We start from the raw sequence: 18,437 nt of genomic DNA, 5'->3' as shown, positions 1-18,437 counted from the left end.
TAAGTTTACTCATTTTGTTTCCCCCGATATGATCTCTGAAATGATTATAATCGGGTTTCTGTCATATGCATACAAAAAACCCGAATAAGAGACTTTTTTAAGTGTCCATTATTCGGGTCATAGTTCATGTGCGGAGGGCGTTTTTTTGATGAGAGTGGAAAGGATTCCGCAATTTTTGGGGATGGCGGCCTCATCGAAATTGATTTGTGAGCGATTATTTGGATTTGCGAGCGCTTATTCAGATTTGTGAGCGATTATCAAAATTTGCGAGCAATTATTTGGATTTGCGAGCGCTTATTCAGATTTGCGAGCGATTATCAAAATTTGCGAGCGCTTATTCAGATTGGCGAGCGATTATCAAAATTTATGAGCGATGGAGCAAAATTAAAAGAACTGCCCTCCGTTTTGTGTGCGGAGGGCAGTTCTTTCGATAAGAATGTATTTTTAGGTTGAAGGTCCGGCTATTTCCAGAATGGTGGACTCATCAAAATTAATTTCTGCTCGATGAGTCGAAAAGCAAACGTTCAACCGAAAGCTGCATGCACTATACTTTACCCTCTTCTTTTCTCTTTTTCCGCCCGGTAAAATTCATGGAACATTTTCATCAATGCCCGTTTTTCAATCCTGGAGACATAGCTGCGCGAAATGCCAAGCTCCTTCGCGATTTCCCTCTGAGTCTTCTCCTTTTTTAAATCAAGGCCGAACCGTCCGACGATGACTTCTTTTTCCCTGTCATCGAGGATATCGATAAACTCCTTCACTTTTTCAATTTCCATGTTCAACTGGATTGTATCCACGACATCCTCTGATTCGGATTTAAGCACATCAATGAGCGAGATTTCGTTGCCTTCCTTATCCTGACCGATCGGATCATGGAGCGAGACATCTTTTTTTGTCTTCTTCGTGGCCCGTAAATGCATGAGGATTTCATTTTCAATACAGCGGGCGGCATATGTGGCCAGCTTCGTTCCTTTGCCTTCTGAGTAGCTTTCTATGGCTTTAATCAATCCTATTGTGCCGATCGAAATTAAATCCTCTGTGTCTTCACCTGTATTTTCAAACTTCTTCACAATATGTGCGACGAGCCGCAGGTTGTGTTCGATCAGCATATTCCTCGCATCGCTGTCTCCCTGCGCCATCAGCTGTAAGTATTTCCGTTCTTCTTTTGCGGATAATGGTTGGGGAAACGCATTATTCTTTACATATGATACTAATAAGTAGAACTCCTTTGCCAAATAGCCAATTGCTGTTAAAAGACCTGGCATGTACCCACCTCCGCTATTTTGCCCTTGGACGTTTGCCTATGTTAATAACTATGCGGGCGGAGGCACGTCTGTGTCTGTACCAAGAGAAATTCCCTATGAATAAAAAACTGAATTGGGATTTTATGTTAGGATAAACAGAGAACACTTTTTCAAAAGGGGGAGGAGCAATTGAGCTACATTCAAGTGACAAAAGACAATATTGCTACTGAACATATATGCTGTGCGTTGGGTGCTAAACAGTATGAGCAGGCAGTAGTCGAGAAAAAGAAATGGTTGACTGACCGCATGGATGAAGGATTAGTATTTTATCGTTTAAATGAACGTGCCAAGGTTTTTATTGAATATTTACCTGCCGAGATGGCTTGGATTCCGATTTCCGCACCCAATTATATGTATATTAATTGCCTCTGGGTGTCCGGAAAATATAAGAATAATGGATACGCCAAACAATTGCTGGATCATTGCAAAACAGACGCAATGGAACGAGGGATGGATGGGATTGTACATATTGTAGGAAAGAAAAAGCAACCGTTTTTAAGTGAAAGCCATTTTTTTGAACATATGGACTTTGAGTTAGTAGACGAAGCAGCGCCCTATTTTCAATTAGCCGTACTAAAGTGGAATGACCAAGCTGCCATACCTGCGTTTAAAAACCAACTTAAAGCTCCAGTTATCGAAAAAGGTGTGGCCATTTACTATACGGCTCAATGTCCATTTGCAGTAGGTGTTTTGGAAGACTTACGAGAAGTGGCGGTAAGCAGAGGTGTTTCCTTTCAGGCACACAGGTTAACAACGAAAGAAGAAGCACAGAACGCGCCGACTATTTGGACAACGTTTGGCCTATATTATGATGGTGAATTCATTACACACGAAATTATGAGCCCGACTAAGTTTGAAAAATTATTAATGAAGCTAGTGGGAGAAGGATGAGAAGACAATTATTTTACATTCTTCAAAACTAATGTTTGAATCATAAGGTTTATCGCGGATGAATTCTATCCTTCATATTAAAGGAACTTTAAATATTTAACTTAATGATTGAATTGACTTTTCAATAACGTAATCCAATTCGGATTCGCTGAACATTTTTATATTAATCCAACCTCGTGAATCTAAATTATACTCGTGATTATCCTTTAAATACCTACCGCAGACATATCCATTTCCAGTATTTATATTAAATTGACATATTACATTTTTTTGCTGTTTCCTAGTATTTGTATAGGCATAATCAATTCTAATATGATCTTTTCTAATTTTCTTTTTTAGAACATTAAAGGAATCAAATATCTTAAGCTTCTGTTGAATGGTCAGCAACATTCTCCACCCCTTTAGCTTTACACACAAAATTGTGAAATTTCGTTTTACAATTTTGTTGATTGAAATTCTAAAATTAACTTAATATATGATTTGTCTTCTATAATGTATAACTGTTTCTAGATGATAAGACTATCTACTTGTGATTCGAGTTCTTGTCCAGAATTCCTTTAATTCAAGACTTAACTGCATGTTTCCACCCTTGATATTCCATTCCCCTAAGCTTTTTAACTCAATGACATATGCCTTCATAAACCTTTCCCTGCATTGAAAAAAGCCCCCTTATCGAGGACTTTCTATAATTTATGCATTTATCCTTACAAGATGCAACCCTTTCCGTTTTAAACGTTTAGGAGCCATAGTTTTTACGATTTTTGTTCTTATCAAAAGCTTGTTGTAAGCGACGGTTGGTTTCATCAAATCGTCTTGCTTTTGCTTCAATGTACTTCTTATCAGTATTTATAGAACCGGAGGCAACATGGATAATTTTATCATCTTCAAAACGTAGTACCTTTGTGCTCATTGCTTTATCCCTCCTAGTAATCGTATGGCGAAATCACGAAAAAGTGCTGGTTCTGTCTCCATTATATCACGCATAATATCGACTTTAAATAGTTGTACGTTCTCTTCTGTCCAAAACGAATCAACAGGATAATGAAAACAGATCACATAATTTCCAGATTTTAAAGCAAGATAAAATTGTCGCTTTTCTTCACCAAAGAATAATTCTGGATTTGAACTATTAAAGGCCTGTACGACAAATGAATATGGATCATCTAAATTATAAAACTCATTATCCCCACTGGCCATTCCGGATGCAGCAATCAATCGAAGTTGTCTATCATCCTTCTTGTAAAGTGTGCTCCCTGAGCATGATTCATATTCACCAAGCGTTTTTTCGAATACGGTGCCAGGCTTATTATAGACAGTTCCCTTTTTCAAAAAACGTTGTAAATATTCTAGAAACATTCTTGGATCTTTTAATTCCCCATTTTGCAAATACTCAATCATTTTTGAAGCGAATTCTGCATGTTTGCGATAAGTAGGACCTTCTTTAATCTGTTCATCAATATCGTTTTGTAATGCAAGATACTGACTTCCTTGTCGAAATAGATCACTAAAGTATTTCTTAATTGTCTTTATTCCATCAACAGCCATGGACATTTGCTCAAAGTAATATCCTTTCTGATAAATATCGTAAAGGAATGCCCAAACATAAGAATCTATACTCTTGGATGTCTCAGGATGTATGTTCCATGCTGCTTCAGCAATATCTCGATATGAATCAAGATTACCGTGAACTTTTTTATAATCTTCAACCATTTCACCAATAGTAAAGCGCAAGTCATTCCAGAACAAGTTATAAATATAATCTTCGACAAAGACGATAATATATTTATTATTATGATGTGCTTTTTGAAATTCGCAATGTGTAACTGTTGCGTTATATTCATCGTTATAGCTTCCTGCCTTCTGAGCCACAAACAACAAAAAGATATCACATCTCAACACATGGTCTAAGCAATTTTGCACTAACTCTTGAGGCGGCCAAGGTCCAAAATCTTTCTCATACATTTGCGGGTTATGTTCCATGGTTTGTAATTCAGTATGTATACCTTCTCTTAATCGACTTAAACGTTCATCAGCTGCAGAGCTTATAAAAATTTTCGCTGGTTCAGCCAATATTTTCACCTCTCTAATAGCAACTTTTAGTATTTATTTCGACATCTTCTTAAGAACTCCTCTATTGCAATAAATTATGTAGCAGCTTAGTTTATTTCACCAAACGTAGTCAACGATTTTCACAATATAACATCAAAAAAGCTTATGCCCCTTCATGAGGACATAAGCTTTCTCCTGTTATTTAAAATGATGTAAAAATATCATTCCGCTTCCAACATCACTTCCGTAGCAATCACAACACTAATGATAGTAGTAACGATCAGTACGAGTACGACCGGGAACATCAAAACACTCCTTTTTAGCATGCTTTGCTAAGTCTAACATGTTTATGCTGTTCCAAACGGAGGATTGTTTGAACATTTTTCATCGATACAATGACGAAATTGTGAAACGGCGATTCGTTAGCCGGTATCCTTCTGATCCCATAAGCAACCTTTTGTTTCCTTAATTATTTTCATCGCGTTCATATTCATCTCCACCTTCTCAGTTATTTTTTTTCAAATTAGAAATTTCGGTAATAGATCGTCTTATCGATGTATTCGTCACGCAACTTTTTAATACTTTCTTGATGTAAGTATTCTTCAGCCGTGACATTTCGCTTTTTAATGGTAATTGTAAAAAACAGCATATTCAGTGTCATAAGAATCACCTCCTTAAATAAAACAGACTAATGAACGCAAAAAGCCGCAGAAGAGAATGGACTCCTGCGGAAAAAATGGGCATAGAAAGGCCGCAGGAAACACATATCTCCCTGCGGCCGGTATAGTCTGGATTATCATTTAACATTACATTCTTCGCTTAAATGAAATCTGCACCGTTCAGGTCGAAATTGTGTGTATAACAATATGAAGTTGGATTCTTTGCACAAGCTGGTGAATAAGTTGCCTTTGCCTTTGCCATTTTCCTCGACCTCCTTTTGCAGATTTTATCTTACACTGGTAAGTATATCCAAGTACCAAATCTTTGTAAACCCTTAATTGGCCTAATTTTTTATACAAATTTCCCTAATTAGGTTTTTCAATTAAACTTAAGAAAAAAAAGAGCCTAAAATACCAGGTTTCGGTATCAGGCTCTCTGCTTATAGTTATCAAGATTCATTGTTTTCAGCAAGAATCTTTTTATATTTTGATGATAGCGTAAAGAAAATGATTGAGGCAACCAGAAATACGGTTGTTGCTCCCATCATACCGTATGTGTCAAACATTGTTTTTCCTTCGGAAGGGATGATGCTGCCGAAATAGAAGAAAACGCCGACACATAGAAATGTAATAGCAAAACGTTTAAAATCGACCATTTTTTCATGCATTTTCTTCATAAAAAAAACACCTGCACCTTCTCTTAAACTTGTAATCAACGATTATCATTTTATCATAGAAACCCAGGCTGAAACGGCTGTAAATCTTGGGAAATAAAATGATAGTAGGATGCAGGCTGGTTAGATTATTTCATCCGTTCAACCATTTTCAGTATTAGTTGTGAGGAATTTAATGCCGCTGTTTCCAAGAACTGATCAAACGAGATGTTCGATTCCTTTCCGGCAATATCGGAAAGGGAACGGATAATCACAAAAGGCACCTTGAATTGATAGGACACCTGGGCGATGGCGGCCGCTTCCATCTCAACAGCATGCAATTTCTTGAATTTCCCTCGGACAAAATCAACTCTGTCTAGATCGTTCATGAAGGAATCACCAGTAACAATCAGGCCTTTTACTACTTGAATATCTTCAATCTCATGGGCAGCTTCCTCCGCCACTTTAAGCAGCTTCTCGTCCGGCAAAAATGCTGGGGGCATTTGCGGCACCTGACCGTACTCATAGCCAAATACTGTGACATCCACATCATGATGACGCACTTCTGTCGAGATCACTACATCCCCGATATTCAATGATGGCAGGTACCCTCCGGCTGAACCCGTATTAATAACCGCATCCGGTTTAAACTTTTCCAACAAAATAGCCGTCGACATCGCAGCGTTTACTTTTCCGATTCCCGATTTCAAAAGGATGACATCAATTCCATTTAAAAGTCCGGTGTTAAATTCACAACCGGCAATTGTTACCTGCTCCAGGTTTTCAATTTTATCCCTTAATATCGTTACTTCCTCTTCCATTGCTCCGATTATCGCAAGTTTCATTATTCGACCTCTTCCTATAAATTTCTCAGACTGTATCTGCAAACACTATTTTACCACCAGTTTTAAATAATACGCCATAGGCCAGTGATTCTCCATCTATTCTGTCCACTTTTTCTGATGTTAAAAGGTATAATGAATATAATAAGCTAACAATAAGAGGAGAGCCAGCCGCATGAATTTTCAACTTGATTTAATCCGGGATAAAATAGAATGTTTCGAAGCAGAATCGATCAAAGCTCTGGAGGAAAAAATCCAGGCACAAATTGAAGTGAACCAAGCAATCCTGCTAGAAGTCCACAATATCTCACATCAAATGCATGTTTCTGAAGATGGACGAAGATTTTATAGTGCTATGGTGCACTTTAAGGTGAAATAAAGAGGCGAAATTTTTCATTTAAACGATAATCTTTATGACTTAAATGAAAATCATGGTGATTTAAACGAAAACACAGTTTATTTAAACGAACCTATTTTTAAAAAGCGCAAACGCCCGATACGGCGCTTGCGCTTTTCTCGTTGCAATAAACTTAATTCGTTTCCTCGACTTTAACAGGACTCCAGCCCTGGCCGTCGACCCATTCAAGTTGAACCTGATATTTTTGTGAGCCATCTTTTGCTGAAACAGTCCCCTTGGCTGTGGTCGGTGAACCGCCATTTCCAAGCCACCAAATCGTCATATTGTTTGGGTCGATTCCTGTTCCTGCGGCCATCGCTGTCGTCATTTCATTCCAATCGGCAGACCCTTTCTCAAAAGAAGTAGATTGCTTCTTTCCTGTTTGGGTTGTGCCAACCGGCTCGCCCACTTTTGGTTCCCCGCTATCGGTGTCTTCCTCGGCTTCGGTTTCTTCCTCAGCTTCAGCATCAGTCGCAGGTTCCGCGTCTTGATTCTCTTCTTCGGCAGAAGCATCTTCCGAGGTGCCCTCATTGTCATTAGAAGATTTCTCGTCTTTATGCTTGCTTGACTCATTTTCTGAGGATGCCGTCTCTGTCCGGGGCTCCCCGCTATCGCCTAAAATAATCGTAGCAGCAACTACGACAATCAATAATGAAACGGCAACAATTAAGATATTAAAAACTTTATTGGCTTTTCTCTGTTTATCTTTCTTGTTTAAACGTGAGGCTGAATCTAAGGAATTCTGATCCTTATCCATGGATATGTTCCTCCCAACAATAACTATTTCAGCCTCCATTCTAACATTTTAAATCCCCAGATAGAAGCGATATCCCTCCTATGCGCCGATAAAGAAAACTCATTCCTTAGACTCATAAGGACTGTCAGGGTTGTCCAATTTATGTATCTCCTTTACCATATCCGCAAATACTCTCGTCATTCCTGGTGTACTATTGTTTGTATCAAAACTGACAGCGACCATCGCATATTTAGGCGACTTGAATGGAAAATATCCTGCGAACCATTTATTTAGTTCTTTCTTTTCAATATCTGTTTGGGCTGTGCCTGATTTTCCTGCTATCTCATACGGCAAATCTTTCAAAAAAACTCCAGTCCCTTCTGGATCCGTCACGACACCTCTTAGAAGTCGTTGCAGTTTCATGGCTGTATAGGGAGAAATCATGTCCCCAGCGAGATTTTTTTCTAGGAATTCATATACGGTCGTGCCGTTATTGAACTCAACCTTGCTTACCGACTTGACCATCTCTTTTTCCCCACCGCGTGCGATGGTCGCCATCATATTGGCGATGGCGAGCGGGGTAACCTGTACATCCTGCTGGCCAATCGCTGTTTTTGCAATCATCTTTTTATCTTTCTTTAAATCGTCATGATGCCAGATGACTCCGCTTTCCTCCGCATCAAACTGATTGAACGGATCGATATGATAGACCGGACCGGTCCAGCCTGAGGTATCTTTTATTCCTAATTTGCCGGCGTACTGTTCAAGAATGTCAGGGTTTTTGACTGACATCTCCTGGGCCAATTCAGCGAATGTGCGATTGCAGCTTCGGGAAAAGCTTTGATCGAAAGTAAGCAGACCATGTTCATACTCCGTGTCCGGACTGCCATCTATTCTTAAGTTACAGTTAAACATCCTTGAGCTTTCGGCCATTTCTGAATCAATAGCCGCAGCTGCGACAATTACTTTAAAAACAGATCCCGGTGTTTCCCGCATCAACATCATATTTTTATTCCCGAGATGATTTGGGTCTTCTTTATTTACCCTTGGTCTGGAAACAAGCGCCCGGACTTCATTCGTTTCAATGTCAATCAAAACCAGACCGCCTTTTTCAATCTTATGTGCATCAACCAACCGCTCCGCTGCTTCCTGCATCCTTTTATCTAGCGTCGTAACCACTTGGACAGGATACATTGGATTGGCCGGCTCGATATACTTAACATCGACTCCAAACAACGGCCCCCCGAATCCATCCACATGAAAAACAAGCTTCGATTCGCCCTCAGACAAGAGAAAGTCGTCGAAAGTCTTCTGCAGACCATAGCTGCCGACCCTTATTTCAGGTGATAGTTTCCGTTCAGGATGGAGCTTCTTTTTAACAGGCTCGGATTTAGTCGTTGTTCCAATTAACTGAGCCGCCAGCATATTTTTATCGTAAAATTTTTCCCGCACCGCGAAAACACCCGGTATTTTCAATTCATTGATAGCTGAACTTTGTGCGGGTGTGAGGTTTATTGGTTTTGTTTCACCCAATGCGAATGGTTCTTTCGCTTCTTTTATGGCATCGAGTAATTGCTGCTCAGGGATTTTGATAATACCGGCCACTTTATCTGAAGGCCAAGTCATGTTTTTGAGAAACGGAAAGAGGATTAGTGTCGGGATTTCTTCATGAGCAAGCGGTGTCCCATGACGGTCGTAAAACACACCTCTTCCGTCGTCTAGTTTCAGCACCTGCGACCTTTGGTTGACGCTCGCTTCCATTAAGTTAATATGATGTTTAGAGTAAGATTCCGTACTTACAAGCTGAACCTGCACAAGCCTGGCAATCAACACAAGCATCAACACGATTAGAAAAATAGCCATTCCTTTCATTCTTCTGCGAATCATATGAACACCTCATACACAGTCTTGACGGTGTACGGGGATTTAAAACGAGATTTTATGATTTTTGTGTCAGAGAGGATTCGTCCATTTTTATGATCGGTGTCCCATGCTCTTGCGAAGCTTTTTCAATCTGAAATGATATGCGATGTACGGTAATCCAGGAAAGATAAGAATAATAAAAGCGATTAAACCGAAAAACTCGCTCACATTACCTATTGTTTCAGATAAGATGCTATTTTGGCTAAGAACAGATAACACAAAGAACACAACCCATGAAATAAGGAATGGCAAAGCGTACTTGCCCATTTGCTTCTTTTGTCGCTGGTACTTTTCGATAATGGTTTCTTTATCGGAATAAATCGGCTTTGTACCTATAGGTGCACAAAACACATGAATTTCATTTCCAGATGAACAAACATGGGACCAACCAGCTGCTTCGAAATACTGAAAGTACTCTTCGTCTGCTTCCTTTAAATAATCAAGTGAATAGTCTAGATATTTGGGCTCCTCTTTTCTTAATTTAAATCCCAGCCCAGCGAAACCTTCTAAGATCCATCCTTTTTTTGCATATCTGCTAAGACGTTGCATATCCTTTTCTTCAGAAAACGCTAATCCATCACTCATGATATACTTTGTTTTAAGCATTTGTATCCATCCCCTTTTGTTTAAATACTTCTTCAGCATGTGCCACCATTTCTCGCCGACGTTGGATCTCTTTTTTTAGAAGCTTAATTCCTTTCACTGTTGAAACATACGTTTTTCTTTTTTCATCCCCATCATCAAAAAGTTCAATTAATTCAGCTGATAGTAGCTTTCTGATTGTGGTATACATGGATGCTGGACCGATTGATAACCGGTTATTGGTCATAGATTCTATTGAGTTCATAATTAAATATCCATGTTTTGGTTCCACTAAAGATAAAAGAATATAGTATGAAGTGTCCGTAAGTTCCCCCATCTCTATCGTATCGTTTCTAGGCATCATATCCCCCTTTTCTTATATCGTTAAGTGATATATCATTAAATAATATATATCATTTAATGATATATGTGTCAATAAAGTGAAACTTCCATCGGTTCATCCCCCACCGATGGTTAGTTGAACCAATCGGACTTTTACGGGCAGTTGTTCCCCCACTTATCCTTGTTTTTCCATGTGGTGGGGGCTTACTGCCCGTTAAAGCGGGATAAACTTTATAATTTAGATCAAGTACTCCTAAAGAGTAATGAGTTATTATATAGATTTTCAAAAGCGATTTCCTTAAATCTAAGAGCGGCGACTCAAATAAAAAAAACAGCGGCACCATTCCTGGTACCGCTGTTTTGCTGTATTATTTTTTTCTGATTGTAACGATCTTGACGTTCATTTCTCCGCCCGGGGTTTGGACCACTACGGCGTCGCCTACCTTTTTACCGATGAGGCTCCTGGCAATGGGAGAATCGTTAGAGATTTTGCCCTCGAATGGGTCGGCCTCGGCGCTGCCGACGATTGTATAGGTTTCTTCATCACCGTTTGGAAGCTCAACAAATGTTACGGATTTTCCGAGTGACACTGTATCTGTATCCAAATGGTCTTCTTCAATAATTTTTGCGTTGCGGATCATGTTTTCAAGCGTTGTGATACGCCCTTCAACAAATGCCTGCTCTTCTTTTGCGGAATCGTATTCGGAGTTCTCGGATAAATCCCCGAAACTGCGGGCGACTTTGATTCTTTCTACGACTTCTTTTCTTTTTACCGTTTTTAATTGTTCAAGTTCTAGTTCAAGTTTTGCTTTTCCCTCTTTTGTCATCGGAAATTCTTTTTCCATAGCCAAAACCCTTCACTCCTTCTAGTCTCTACAGGAGACCTCCTGCTTCTCAGTTTATGTAGTGTATTCGCTTACTTCGGGACATAAATGACTATGGCCGAAGCTTTTAGATATATAAGTGCGCGCCTTAAAAAGGGCGCGCATCTTATGTAAGTCCTCCCATTATAAGGGAAACATCTGTCTTTAGATAGAGTATGACCTTTTATCTGTTTTGTCCAGCCCTTCCGAACAAATAGCCAAAAATTTAAGTCCTATCCTTTATTTATGTCATGTTATTACAAAAATGACTTTTGTTCAAGGATTGTTTTTATTTTTGTGACCATCAAATCGATGGCGACATGGTTTTGGCCGCCTTCGGGTATGATGATATCCGCATAACGCTTGGTCGGCTCAATGAATTGGTTATGCATCGGACGGACGACATTTACATACTGATCAATGACTGAATCCATCGAACGGCCACGGTCTTTAATATCCCGGGACAGCCTTCTGATGATCCGGATGTCGGCATCCGTATCGACGAATAACTTCATGTCCATTAAATCGCGAAGGCGTTCATCCTCAAGGACAAGAATTCCTTCGAGGATGATGACCTCTTTAGGCTCGACATGAATAATTTCATCGGAACGGGTGTGGAGAGAATAGTTATAAACCGGTTTGTTGATCGGTTTATATTTTAACAATGCATTCACATGCTCAATTAGCAAATCATTGTCGAAAGCAAGCGGATGGTCATAGTTTGTCTTTAAGCGTTCTTCAAAAGGCAGCTCGCTTTGGTCTTTATAATAATAATCCTGTTCCAGCATCAGGATGGAATGCCCTTTAAAACTTCGGATGATGGATCTTGTTACGCTCGTTTTTCCGGAACCGGAACCGCCGGCTACACCGATGACAACAGGCTTCTTATCCATGTTAGTTCTCCTTCCGCATCATGTTGTTTGCAAATACAGGCTTGTCTGATTTAAAGCGGATAATTTGCAGCGGATGGCGCGCAGCTTCCAATTCATTGCCTTTCTCATCCCAAAGTGTATCAATGGTTTGAGTGAAGTTGTTAATTTCCGGACCGAAAAATTCAACCTCATCCCCAGGCTTAAAGAAGTTGCGCTGCTGCATAGTAACCATACCTGTTTTGTCATCATAATGAAGAATTAAGCCGGCAAAGTCATATTTAGTTTGTTTGCTATGGTTCCCAAACATTTGCTGCTTATACCCGGGAGTTCCTTCAAAGAACGCCGATGCCGCTTCCCGGTTCGCACATTTTTCAAGCTCATCCAGCCATTCCTGCTTGATCTGGAAGCCTGCAGGATCGGCGCAATAAGCATCTATGACTTTACGGTACACGCTCACGACCGTAGCCACGTAGTGAATCGACTTCATTCTTCCTTCAATCTTCAGACTGTCAATCCCTAGCTCAATCATTCTCGGAATCGACTCAATCAGCTTCAAATCTTTAGGACTCATCGCAAAAGCATCATCACTTTCGGAGAATAATGCTTTTTCACCGTTCTGGCCAAGCTCATACAGATCATAATCCCAGCGGCATGACTGGCAGCATCCGCCGCGGTTTGAATCACGCGCCGTCATATGATTGGACAGGGTACAGCGTCCGGAATAGGCAATGCACATTGCCCCATGGACGAAGGTCTCAATTTCAATATCGACCTTTTCCTTTATTTCACGAATCTCTTCCGCTCCTGTCTCGCGAGCGAGAACGACGCGGTCCAACCCCTCCTCTTTCCAATATTGCACAGCCTTCCAGTTGGAAAGCGACTGCTGTGTGCTTAAATGCACTTCCACTTTAGGAGCGACACGACGGCACGTTTCGATGATCAACGGGTCAGCGACAATAATACCCGCTATTCCAGCTTCCTGAAGGCCAATTAAATATTCTTCAAGCCCGTCCATATTTTCGTTGTGGGCATAGATATTGGTTGTTACATAGATTTTCGCTCCGTACCCCTTGGCAAAATCAACGCCTTCCTTCATTTCCTCAAGCGTGAAGTTGCCGGCATTGGACCGGAGGCCGAATTCCTGACCGCCGATATAAACCGCATCCGCACCATAATGTACGGCGATTTTCAACTTTTCAAGATTACCGGCAGGAGCCAATAACTCCGGCTTCTTTACAATCACTCGTTTTCCATCGACGAATTTCGAGATTTCCGCTTCCAAGGCTATCCCTCCTATCCATTTGTTTCAAATCAATATACGGTTTCTTTAAAGAAAAATCCTGTATCCAATTTACGGTCTTCCGGTTGAATCTTCTCAACCTTTTCTAGAAACTCGTCCTTTGTTTCCTCATACTGATCCGGATCTTCTACGCAAAGATCAATCGCCTTGCGGTATAGTTTCGTAACAGCGACGATATATTCAGCTGTTTTTAAAATCCCGTCAATTTTAAAAGAATCAATGCCGGCTTCGACCATTTCCTGAAGCTCGTCGATGATGCACATATCGTTCGGGCTCATGATGTGCGTTCCGTTCTCGTCTTCAAAAATAGGATACTTATTGTTCCGTTCATTGTCATGCAGCAACATATGTTTGTTATCAATTTCAAGCGCTTTGCCTTGATATTCAAAATAATTGCCGAGCAACGAGCGTTTTGATTGGAACATGCAAGTCATCCCCTGCACCTGCACCTCAATCTCTACCTCAGCGTTTTCCTTCATTTCGATCAGCTCATCCATGCTGAGCTCTCTTGCGGCCACAGCCCTTACGGAACCGCGGCGTCCCCAATAGTTTGCCGTATACCAGTTCGTCACCGTTGTTTCCGTATTCCAGTGCAGCGGCATGTCAGGGGCAGCAGCGCGTACGGCCATCAATACAGCCGGATCGCCGAAAATGATTGCATCCACGCCCGTTTCTTGAAGAAAAGCAACATAGTCTTCCAGCCCATCCACTTTTTCATTATGAAAAATCGCGTTCATCGCGACATATACTCGTTTTTTGGCACCGTGTGCGAGTTCGATCGCTTTTTTCACATCTGCTCTAGGAAACTCACCGGCAAGTCGAAGCCCGTACCTCTGCTCACCGATTACAAACGAATCCGCGCCTGCGTCGATTAATGGCGGAATATCCGCAATGTTTATCGGTGTCACAAGCAGTTCTGGTTTTTTCATATGCTTTTTTCACCTCTATGTTTGCTGATGGCAACACCATCACCGATCGATAGAATGACCGTATGATAGCGGGGATGGTTCATTATCCATTCATTATACTCTTTTATTTTTCTGACTAAACTGCGGATCCGTTTCGGTTCAATCGATTCCTCTTCTTCGGCTACTAAACCTTTGAACAAGACGTTATCGGTAACGATTATACCATCACTCTGCAGAACAGATTCATAAAGTTCAAAGAATCGGCGATATTGCCCTTTGGCGGCATCGATAAAGATCGCATCGAACGGTCCATGTTCTTTGACAAGCCCCGTCAGTTCCAGCGCATCTCCTTCAAGTAAGAGGACTTGTTCCTGCTTGCCTGCTTTTTTTATATATTCTTTTGCCTTCACAATTCGCTCTTCATCTCTTTCAAGAGTAACGATTTTAGCGTCCGGTGCGGCTTCGGCCATTCGCAAAGCAGAATAACCAATGGCCGTACCAACTTCCAAGATTGCTTTCGGACGGCTCAGCCTGATGATTTGCAAAAGCGCCTCGATTCCTTCCGGCTCCATAATCGGCACATTAAAATCATTTGCATACAGTTCCATTTCCGCAAATAAACCCTTTCTAGGAGTGATCAGCGAACCTAAATAACTTTCAATTTTTTCATTCATATTATTTTCCTCCCGGAGGACATAAAACGATGATTTTCTGCCCATAAAGAAAACTCGTCGATTGACGAGCCCTAAGGCGGAGATTAGACATATGCAGACAAGGAAAGTTTATAACTTTCCTTTCTGCGGAAAAAGCTCGGCAGGTGCCGAGCAAAAATTACACGTTGACTATTTTACCATACTCATACGAGGAAAGTGAACAGGTTCCTAGGTTAATTGTTACCTGTTATATGTTCCGCTTTTTTCTGGTTGTGCTCATCAAGCGACACCGAATAGAGTACTTTTCCTTCTGGAGTCGCCAGGAAATACAAGAAATTGGTGTTTGCCGGATTTAAGGTTGCATCAATCGATACCTTACCTGCATTGGCGATCGGCCCCGGCGGCAGCCCTTTAATTTTGTACGTATTGTAAGGAGAAACCACTTCCAAATCCTTATAAAGGACCCTCGCTTTATGCTCGCCTTTCGCATACAAAACGGTCGGATCCGTTTGCAGCGGCATGTCGACTTCCAAACGATTAAAAAAGACCGATGCAATCTGACCGCGATCCACTTCTTTAGTCGCCTCTTCTTCAATTAGAGAAGCGATAGTAAGCAGTCTGTGCGGTGAATATTTCTTTTGATCCATGGCATTCTGATATCCGGCCAAAGCGGCTTCGGTGGTCTTGAGCATATCCGAAACAATCGTTTCCAATTTCGGTTCTTCTTCATAAAAATCATACGTTGCCGGATATAAATACCCTTCCAAAGGATATAAAATATCTTTATGGTAGATTTCATCCGTCAGCAATTCGGGATATTGGTCCTGCATTTTTTTTATGAAAGCTTTGTCGTTTAATTGATCAAACACATCATCCGGGTTTTGTTTTGTTTTCTCCCCGATGATATTCGCTATCTGGACAAGCTGCTTTCCTTCAGGAATCGTGATTTTCAAGGTTGCTTCCTGCATGAGCTTCCCTTTTTTAATGCTGTCGACTATTTCATTTAAGGTCATCGAAGGAGCCAGTTTATATTCACCAGCCTGAAACCCGGCTTCATTTCTGAACTTAATATAATATTTAAAAACCCTGGCATTCTTAATAATCCCATTTTCCTCAAGAATCGAAGAAATGTCGCCCGTGGATGAACCGATTGGAATCTCAACGGTTTTAGCTGTCTTATCATCAGGATCAACCGGTTTAAGCGCCGAATTCACATAAAAATACCCGCCCAATCCAATAACGATAACCAACAGAAGAATCGACAAAGACGTAATAAGGATAACCTTTCTTACCACTTTTGCTTCTCCCTGCCTCTCAAGCAAAGCACCCCTGATAGCGTCCAACTTCGATTGTTTATTCATATTATCTTTTTGATCCATTTTCGGTTCCTCATTTGTATCTTTCTCGTCCATGTTCATTCCCCCTTCATCCAGTTGATGGATGAACTGCATATCTCTTGCAAAATAACAAAACTATCAACTTCGCTTATTATACTAAAACATCCAATGATTTTCACAAAATAATTTCTAATTCAACAAAGTTCCTTCTATTATTTATGACAAATTGCCTCAGGTTTTGTCAATAGGCAGGGAAAAAGGTGGATCGATGTTATGACCTTGGACTGTAGATTTGGGTGTGGGGTTCGGGAATTTTATCGGGGATTGTTGTTTTGTTGGCGGGGTTGATTTTGGTTTGTGCTGGGACTAATTTTCGTTGCCGAAATTTTATTTTTGTTGCCAGTTTGACCAGGTTTGTTGCCGGTTTGAATGGTTTTGTTGCGCAAATTTTGTTTTTGTTGCCGGGCCCAATTTTTGTTGCCGAAATTCTGTTTTTGTTGCCAGTTTGACTAGGTTTGTTGCCGGTTTGAATGGTTTTGTTGCCAAAATTTTGTTTTTGTTGCCGGGCCCAATTTTTGTTGCCGAAATTCCGATTTTGTTGCCAGTTTGACCAGGTTTGTTGCCGGTTTGAATGGTTTTGTTGCGCAAATTTTGTTTTTGTTGCCGGGCCCAATTTTCGTTGCCGAAATTCCGATTTTGTTGCCAGTTTGACCAGGTTTGTTGCCGGTTTGAATGGTTTTGTTGCCAAAATTTTGTTTTTGTTGCCGAAATTCTGTTTTTGTTGCCGGGCCCAATTTTTGTTGCCGAAATTCTGTTTTTGTTGCCAGGCCCAATTTTCGTTGCCGAAATTTCTGTTTTGTTGCGCAAATTTTGTTTTTGTTGCCGGGCCCAATTTTCGTTGCCGAAATTTTGTTTTTGTTGCCTGGCCCCTTTTTTGTTGCTGAAATTTCCGTTTTGTTGCCGGGCCCTTTTTCATTGCCGGAATCCCAACTTGTTCAGTTGTCCTTACCCAACTCGAATGTTCATTGTTTTAACTCAGAAAAAAACCCCGGCAAGCCGGGGGTTATTCCTCTTCCTCTTCTTCAAGGAATGTGTTGAGCATTTCTTCGATCATATCCCATTCTTCTTCTGTTTCAATCGGCTGCAGTTCGCCATCTTGATTCTTTTCGTCTGGAGTGAAGGAAGATGCATGAATTTCAATTTCTTCTTCGTCATCATCTGATGAGATTGGGTAGTAGAGCACATATGATTTCTTGAATTCGTCTGAATCGAATGTGAACAATACCTCGCAAAGCTGTTCGTTTCCGTTATCATCTACAATAGTAATATTCTTGTTTTCTCCATGTTCCATTTTGTCACCTCATTAGAGTTTTGATTGGCTATCTAAATATCCTTGTAAAATCATGACAGCGGCCATCTTATCAATGACCTTTTTGCGCTTGCTTCGGCTCATGTCTGCTTCCAGCAAAACACGCTCAGCGGCCATTGTGGTCAGTCGTTCATCCCAAAGTTGAACAGGCAACCGGAATTTTTCTTCCAGAACCTTGGCGAAAGCCTCGCTTGCTTCAGCTCTTGGTCCGATCGTTCCATTCATATTTTTCGGAAAGCCGAGGACAATCTTGGATACCTCATGTTCACTGATGATTTCCTTAAGACGTTTCAAGCCAAAATCCTTTTGTTCTTCGTTAATTTTAATTGTTTCCAAACCCTGTGCCGTCCATCCAAAGGCGTCGCTTACCGCCACTCCAATCGTTTTTGAACCAAGGTCCAAGCCCATTGTCCGCATTAACGCTCCTCGCGTTGGTGCTTTAAATATGATTTGACTAATTCCTCAATAATTTCATCCCGCTCAAGCTTACGGATAACATTTCTGGCATCCTGATGACGGGGGATATACGCTGGATCACCGGAGAGCAAATAACCGACAATTTGGTTGATCGGGTTATATCCTTTTTCCTGGAGAGCCTCATACACTTGAAGAAGCACCTCTTGTACATCTTTTTCAAACGGTTCTTCAGGGAAATTAAATTTCATCGTCTTATCAAAGGAACTCAATTTTCTGCACCTCAATTCGCGTTAGCAGTAATTAACACCCGTTAATTACTAAGATTTCCTTTATTGTACAA

22 protein-coding genes are annotated in these 18,437 nt (G+C 40.8%); 2 read left to right on the top strand and 20 right to left on the bottom strand.

What is annotated here, in order from left to right; all coding sequences use genetic code 11:
* Nucleotides 1-551: 551 nt before the first annotated feature.
* Complete coding sequence (sigK, locus tag LQ216_RS14095) at nt 552-1,265, bottom strand: RNA polymerase sporulation sigma factor SigK (RefSeq protein ID WP_230130108.1); 714 nt, start codon at nt 1,263-1,265, stop codon at nt 552-554.
* A 168-nt stretch (nt 1,266-1,433) separates the two neighbouring features.
* Here sigK and LQ216_RS14090 point away from each other — a divergent pair, with 168 nt between their 5' ends.
* The gene (locus tag LQ216_RS14090) at nt 1,434-2,195 is read left to right on the top strand and encodes an N-acetyltransferase (RefSeq protein WP_230130107.1); all 762 of its coding nucleotides are present in this window, start codon (nt 1,434-1,436) and stop codon (nt 2,193-2,195) included.
* Between the two features lie 736 nt (nt 2,196-2,931).
* Here the strand turns inward: LQ216_RS14090 and LQ216_RS14085 are convergent.
* The 5 genes from LQ216_RS14085 to mtnN all read right to left on the bottom strand — a co-directional run bounded on the left by LQ216_RS14085 (nt 2,932) and on the right by mtnN (nt 6,401).
* On the bottom strand, nt 2,932-3,105 hold the full coding sequence (locus tag LQ216_RS14085) for a hypothetical protein (RefSeq protein WP_230130106.1): 174 nt from the start codon (nt 3,103-3,105) through the stop codon (nt 2,932-2,934).
* Nucleotides 3,102-4,265, bottom strand: coding sequence for a DUF4062 domain-containing protein (locus LQ216_RS14080; protein ID WP_230130105.1), 1,164 nt, complete (start codon nt 4,263-4,265; stop codon nt 3,102-3,104). Before LQ216_RS14080 ends, LQ216_RS14085 begins: the two co-directional genes overlap by 4 nt.
* A 502-nt stretch (nt 4,266-4,767) precedes the next feature.
* On the bottom strand, nt 4,768-4,905 hold the full coding sequence (locus tag LQ216_RS14075; RefSeq protein WP_230130104.1) for a YrzI family small protein: 138 nt from the start codon (nt 4,903-4,905) through the stop codon (nt 4,768-4,770).
* Nucleotides 4,906-5,352: 447 nt separating this feature from the next.
* Nucleotides 5,353-5,580: a YrhC family protein gene (locus LQ216_RS14070; protein WP_230130103.1), complete on the bottom strand. Its 228-nt coding sequence runs from the start codon at nt 5,578-5,580 to the stop codon at nt 5,353-5,355.
* 125 nt (nt 5,581-5,705) lie between these two features.
* Nucleotides 5,706-6,401: a 5'-methylthioadenosine/S-adenosylhomocysteine nucleosidase gene (gene mtnN, locus LQ216_RS14065; RefSeq protein ID WP_230130102.1), complete on the bottom strand. Its 696-nt coding sequence runs from the start codon at nt 6,399-6,401 to the stop codon at nt 5,706-5,708.
* Between the two features lie 172 nt (nt 6,402-6,573).
* Between mtnN and LQ216_RS14060 the strand changes: the two genes are divergently transcribed.
* Nucleotides 6,574-6,777 carry a DUF2536 family protein gene (locus tag LQ216_RS14060; protein ID WP_230130101.1) on the top strand — a complete coding sequence of 68 codons (204 nt, stop codon included), beginning with the start codon at nt 6,574-6,576 and terminating at the stop codon, nt 6,775-6,777.
* 151 nt (nt 6,778-6,928) lie between these two features.
* On the opposite strand, the gene LQ216_RS14055 is transcribed toward LQ216_RS14060, so the two are convergent.
* The 14 genes from LQ216_RS14055 to LQ216_RS13990 all read right to left on the bottom strand — a co-directional run bounded on the left by LQ216_RS14055 (nt 6,929) and on the right by LQ216_RS13990 (nt 18,366).
* Nucleotides 6,929-7,552 (bottom strand): YrrS family protein, encoded by a 624-nt coding sequence (locus LQ216_RS14055; RefSeq protein WP_230130100.1) that lies wholly within the window; start codon nt 7,550-7,552, stop codon nt 6,929-6,931.
* A 99-nt stretch (nt 7,553-7,651) separates the two neighbouring features.
* Nucleotides 7,652-9,418, bottom strand: a complete 1,767-nt coding sequence (locus tag LQ216_RS14050) for a penicillin-binding transpeptidase domain-containing protein (protein WP_230130099.1) — start codon at nt 9,416-9,418, stop codon at nt 7,652-7,654.
* 87 nt (nt 9,419-9,505) lie between these two features.
* Nucleotides 9,506-10,060, bottom strand: a complete 555-nt coding sequence (locus LQ216_RS14045) for a DUF2812 domain-containing protein (RefSeq protein WP_230130098.1) — start codon at nt 10,058-10,060, stop codon at nt 9,506-9,508.
* Nucleotides 10,053-10,397 (bottom strand): PadR family transcriptional regulator, encoded by a 345-nt coding sequence (locus LQ216_RS14040; RefSeq protein ID WP_230130124.1) that lies wholly within the window; start codon nt 10,395-10,397, stop codon nt 10,053-10,055. Before LQ216_RS14040 ends, LQ216_RS14045 begins: the two co-directional genes overlap by 8 nt.
* Nucleotides 10,398-10,746: 349 nt before the next feature.
* Nucleotides 10,747-11,229, bottom strand: coding sequence for a transcription elongation factor GreA (gene greA / locus LQ216_RS14035; protein WP_230130097.1), 483 nt, complete (start codon nt 11,227-11,229; stop codon nt 10,747-10,749).
* Nucleotides 11,230-11,498: 269 nt separating this feature from the next.
* Entirely contained in the window at nt 11,499-12,134 is a 636-nt protein-coding gene (gene udk / locus LQ216_RS14030) for a uridine kinase (RefSeq protein WP_230130096.1), read from the bottom strand.
* A gap of 1 nt (nt 12,135) precedes the next feature.
* Complete coding sequence (locus LQ216_RS14025; protein WP_230130123.1) at nt 12,136-13,401, bottom strand: U32 family peptidase; 1,266 nt, start codon at nt 13,399-13,401, stop codon at nt 12,136-12,138.
* Nucleotides 13,402-13,424: 23 nt separating this feature from the next.
* The gene (locus LQ216_RS14020) at nt 13,425-14,342 is read right to left on the bottom strand and encodes a peptidase U32 family protein (protein ID WP_230130095.1); all 918 of its coding nucleotides are present in this window, start codon (nt 14,340-14,342) and stop codon (nt 13,425-13,427) included.
* Entirely contained in the window at nt 14,339-14,995 is a 657-nt protein-coding gene (locus LQ216_RS14015; RefSeq protein ID WP_230130094.1) for an O-methyltransferase, read from the bottom strand. The genes LQ216_RS14020 and LQ216_RS14015 overlap by 4 nt, the downstream gene beginning before the upstream one ends.
* 212 nt (nt 14,996-15,207) lie before the next feature.
* Complete coding sequence (gene mltG / locus LQ216_RS14010; RefSeq protein WP_230130093.1) at nt 15,208-16,386, bottom strand: endolytic transglycosylase MltG; 1,179 nt, start codon at nt 16,384-16,386, stop codon at nt 15,208-15,210.
* 196 nt (nt 16,387-16,582) lie between these two features.
* Nucleotides 16,583-17,287: a hypothetical protein gene (locus tag LQ216_RS14005; protein ID WP_230130092.1), complete on the bottom strand. Its 705-nt coding sequence runs from the start codon at nt 17,285-17,287 to the stop codon at nt 16,583-16,585.
* An 87-nt stretch (nt 17,288-17,374) separates the two neighbouring features.
* Entirely contained in the window at nt 17,375-17,662 is a 288-nt protein-coding gene (locus tag LQ216_RS14000) for a DUF1292 domain-containing protein (protein WP_230130091.1), read from the bottom strand.
* A 12-nt stretch (nt 17,663-17,674) separates the two neighbouring features.
* Entirely contained in the window at nt 17,675-18,097 is a 423-nt protein-coding gene (gene ruvX / locus LQ216_RS13995; protein WP_230130090.1) for a Holliday junction resolvase RuvX, read from the bottom strand.
* Nucleotides 18,097-18,366, bottom strand: a complete 270-nt coding sequence (locus LQ216_RS13990; RefSeq protein ID WP_117308181.1) for an IreB family regulatory phosphoprotein — start codon at nt 18,364-18,366, stop codon at nt 18,097-18,099. Before LQ216_RS13990 ends, ruvX begins: the two co-directional genes overlap by 1 nt.
* Nucleotides 18,367-18,437 lie beyond the last annotated feature (71 nt).

This window comes from Bacillus sp. CECT 9360, assembly GCF_918741275.1.
Taxonomy (GTDB): domain Bacteria; phylum Bacillota; class Bacilli; order Bacillales; family DSM-1321; genus Peribacillus.
The sequence above is the reverse complement of the archived record's forward strand: the minus strand, read 5'-3'. Positions and strand labels throughout refer to the sequence as shown.

Excerpts from the sequence above, each read along its gene's own strand:
- LQ216_RS14070 (WP_230130103.1), bottom strand. The coding sequence starts at position 5,580 with ATGAAGAAAATGCATGAAAAAATGGTCGATTTTAAACGTTTTGCTATT.
- ruvX (WP_230130090.1), bottom strand. The coding sequence starts at position 18,097 with ATGCGGACAATGGGCTTGGACCTTGGTTCAAAAACGATTGGAGTGGCG.
- LQ216_RS14045 (WP_230130098.1), bottom strand. The coding sequence starts at position 10,060 with ATGCTTAAAACAAAGTATATCATGAGTGATGGATTAGCGTTTTCTGAA.
- sigK (WP_230130108.1), bottom strand. The coding sequence starts at position 1,265 with ATGCCAGGTCTTTTAACAGCAATTGGCTATTTGGCAAAGGAGTTCTAC.
- LQ216_RS14015 (WP_230130094.1), bottom strand. The coding sequence starts at position 14,995 with ATGAATGAAAAAATTGAAAGTTATTTAGGTTCGCTGATCACTCCTAGA.
- LQ216_RS14050 (WP_230130099.1), bottom strand. The coding sequence starts at position 9,418 with ATGATTCGCAGAAGAATGAAAGGAATGGCTATTTTTCTAATCGTGTTG.
- LQ216_RS14060 (WP_230130101.1), top strand. The coding sequence starts at position 6,574 with ATGAATTTTCAACTTGATTTAATCCGGGATAAAATAGAATGTTTCGAA.
- LQ216_RS14085 (WP_230130106.1), bottom strand. The coding sequence starts at position 3,105 with ATGAGCACAAAGGTACTACGTTTTGAAGATGATAAAATTATCCATGTT.
- LQ216_RS14055 (WP_230130100.1), bottom strand. The coding sequence starts at position 7,552 with ATGGATAAGGATCAGAATTCCTTAGATTCAGCCTCACGTTTAAACAAG.
- mtnN (WP_230130102.1), bottom strand. The coding sequence starts at position 6,401 with ATGAAACTTGCGATAATCGGAGCAATGGAAGAGGAAGTAACGATATTA.
- LQ216_RS14005 (WP_230130092.1), bottom strand. The coding sequence starts at position 17,287 with ATGAAAAAGGGCCCGGCAACAAAACGGAAATTTCAGCAACAAAAAAGG.
- LQ216_RS14000 (WP_230130091.1), bottom strand. The coding sequence starts at position 17,662 with ATGGAACATGGAGAAAACAAGAATATTACTATTGTAGATGATAACGGA.
- mltG (WP_230130093.1), bottom strand. The coding sequence starts at position 16,386 with ATGGACGAGAAAGATACAAATGAGGAACCGAAAATGGATCAAAAAGAT.
- LQ216_RS14075 (WP_230130104.1), bottom strand. The coding sequence starts at position 4,905 with ATGACACTGAATATGCTGTTTTTTACAATTACCATTAAAAAGCGAAAT.
- LQ216_RS14020 (WP_230130095.1), bottom strand. The coding sequence starts at position 14,342 with ATGAAAAAACCAGAACTGCTTGTGACACCGATAAACATTGCGGATATT.
- LQ216_RS14040 (WP_230130124.1), bottom strand. The coding sequence starts at position 10,397 with ATGCCTAGAAACGATACGATAGAGATGGGGGAACTTACGGACACTTCA.
- udk (WP_230130096.1), bottom strand. The coding sequence starts at position 12,134 with ATGGATAAGAAGCCTGTTGTCATCGGTGTAGCCGGCGGTTCCGGTTCC.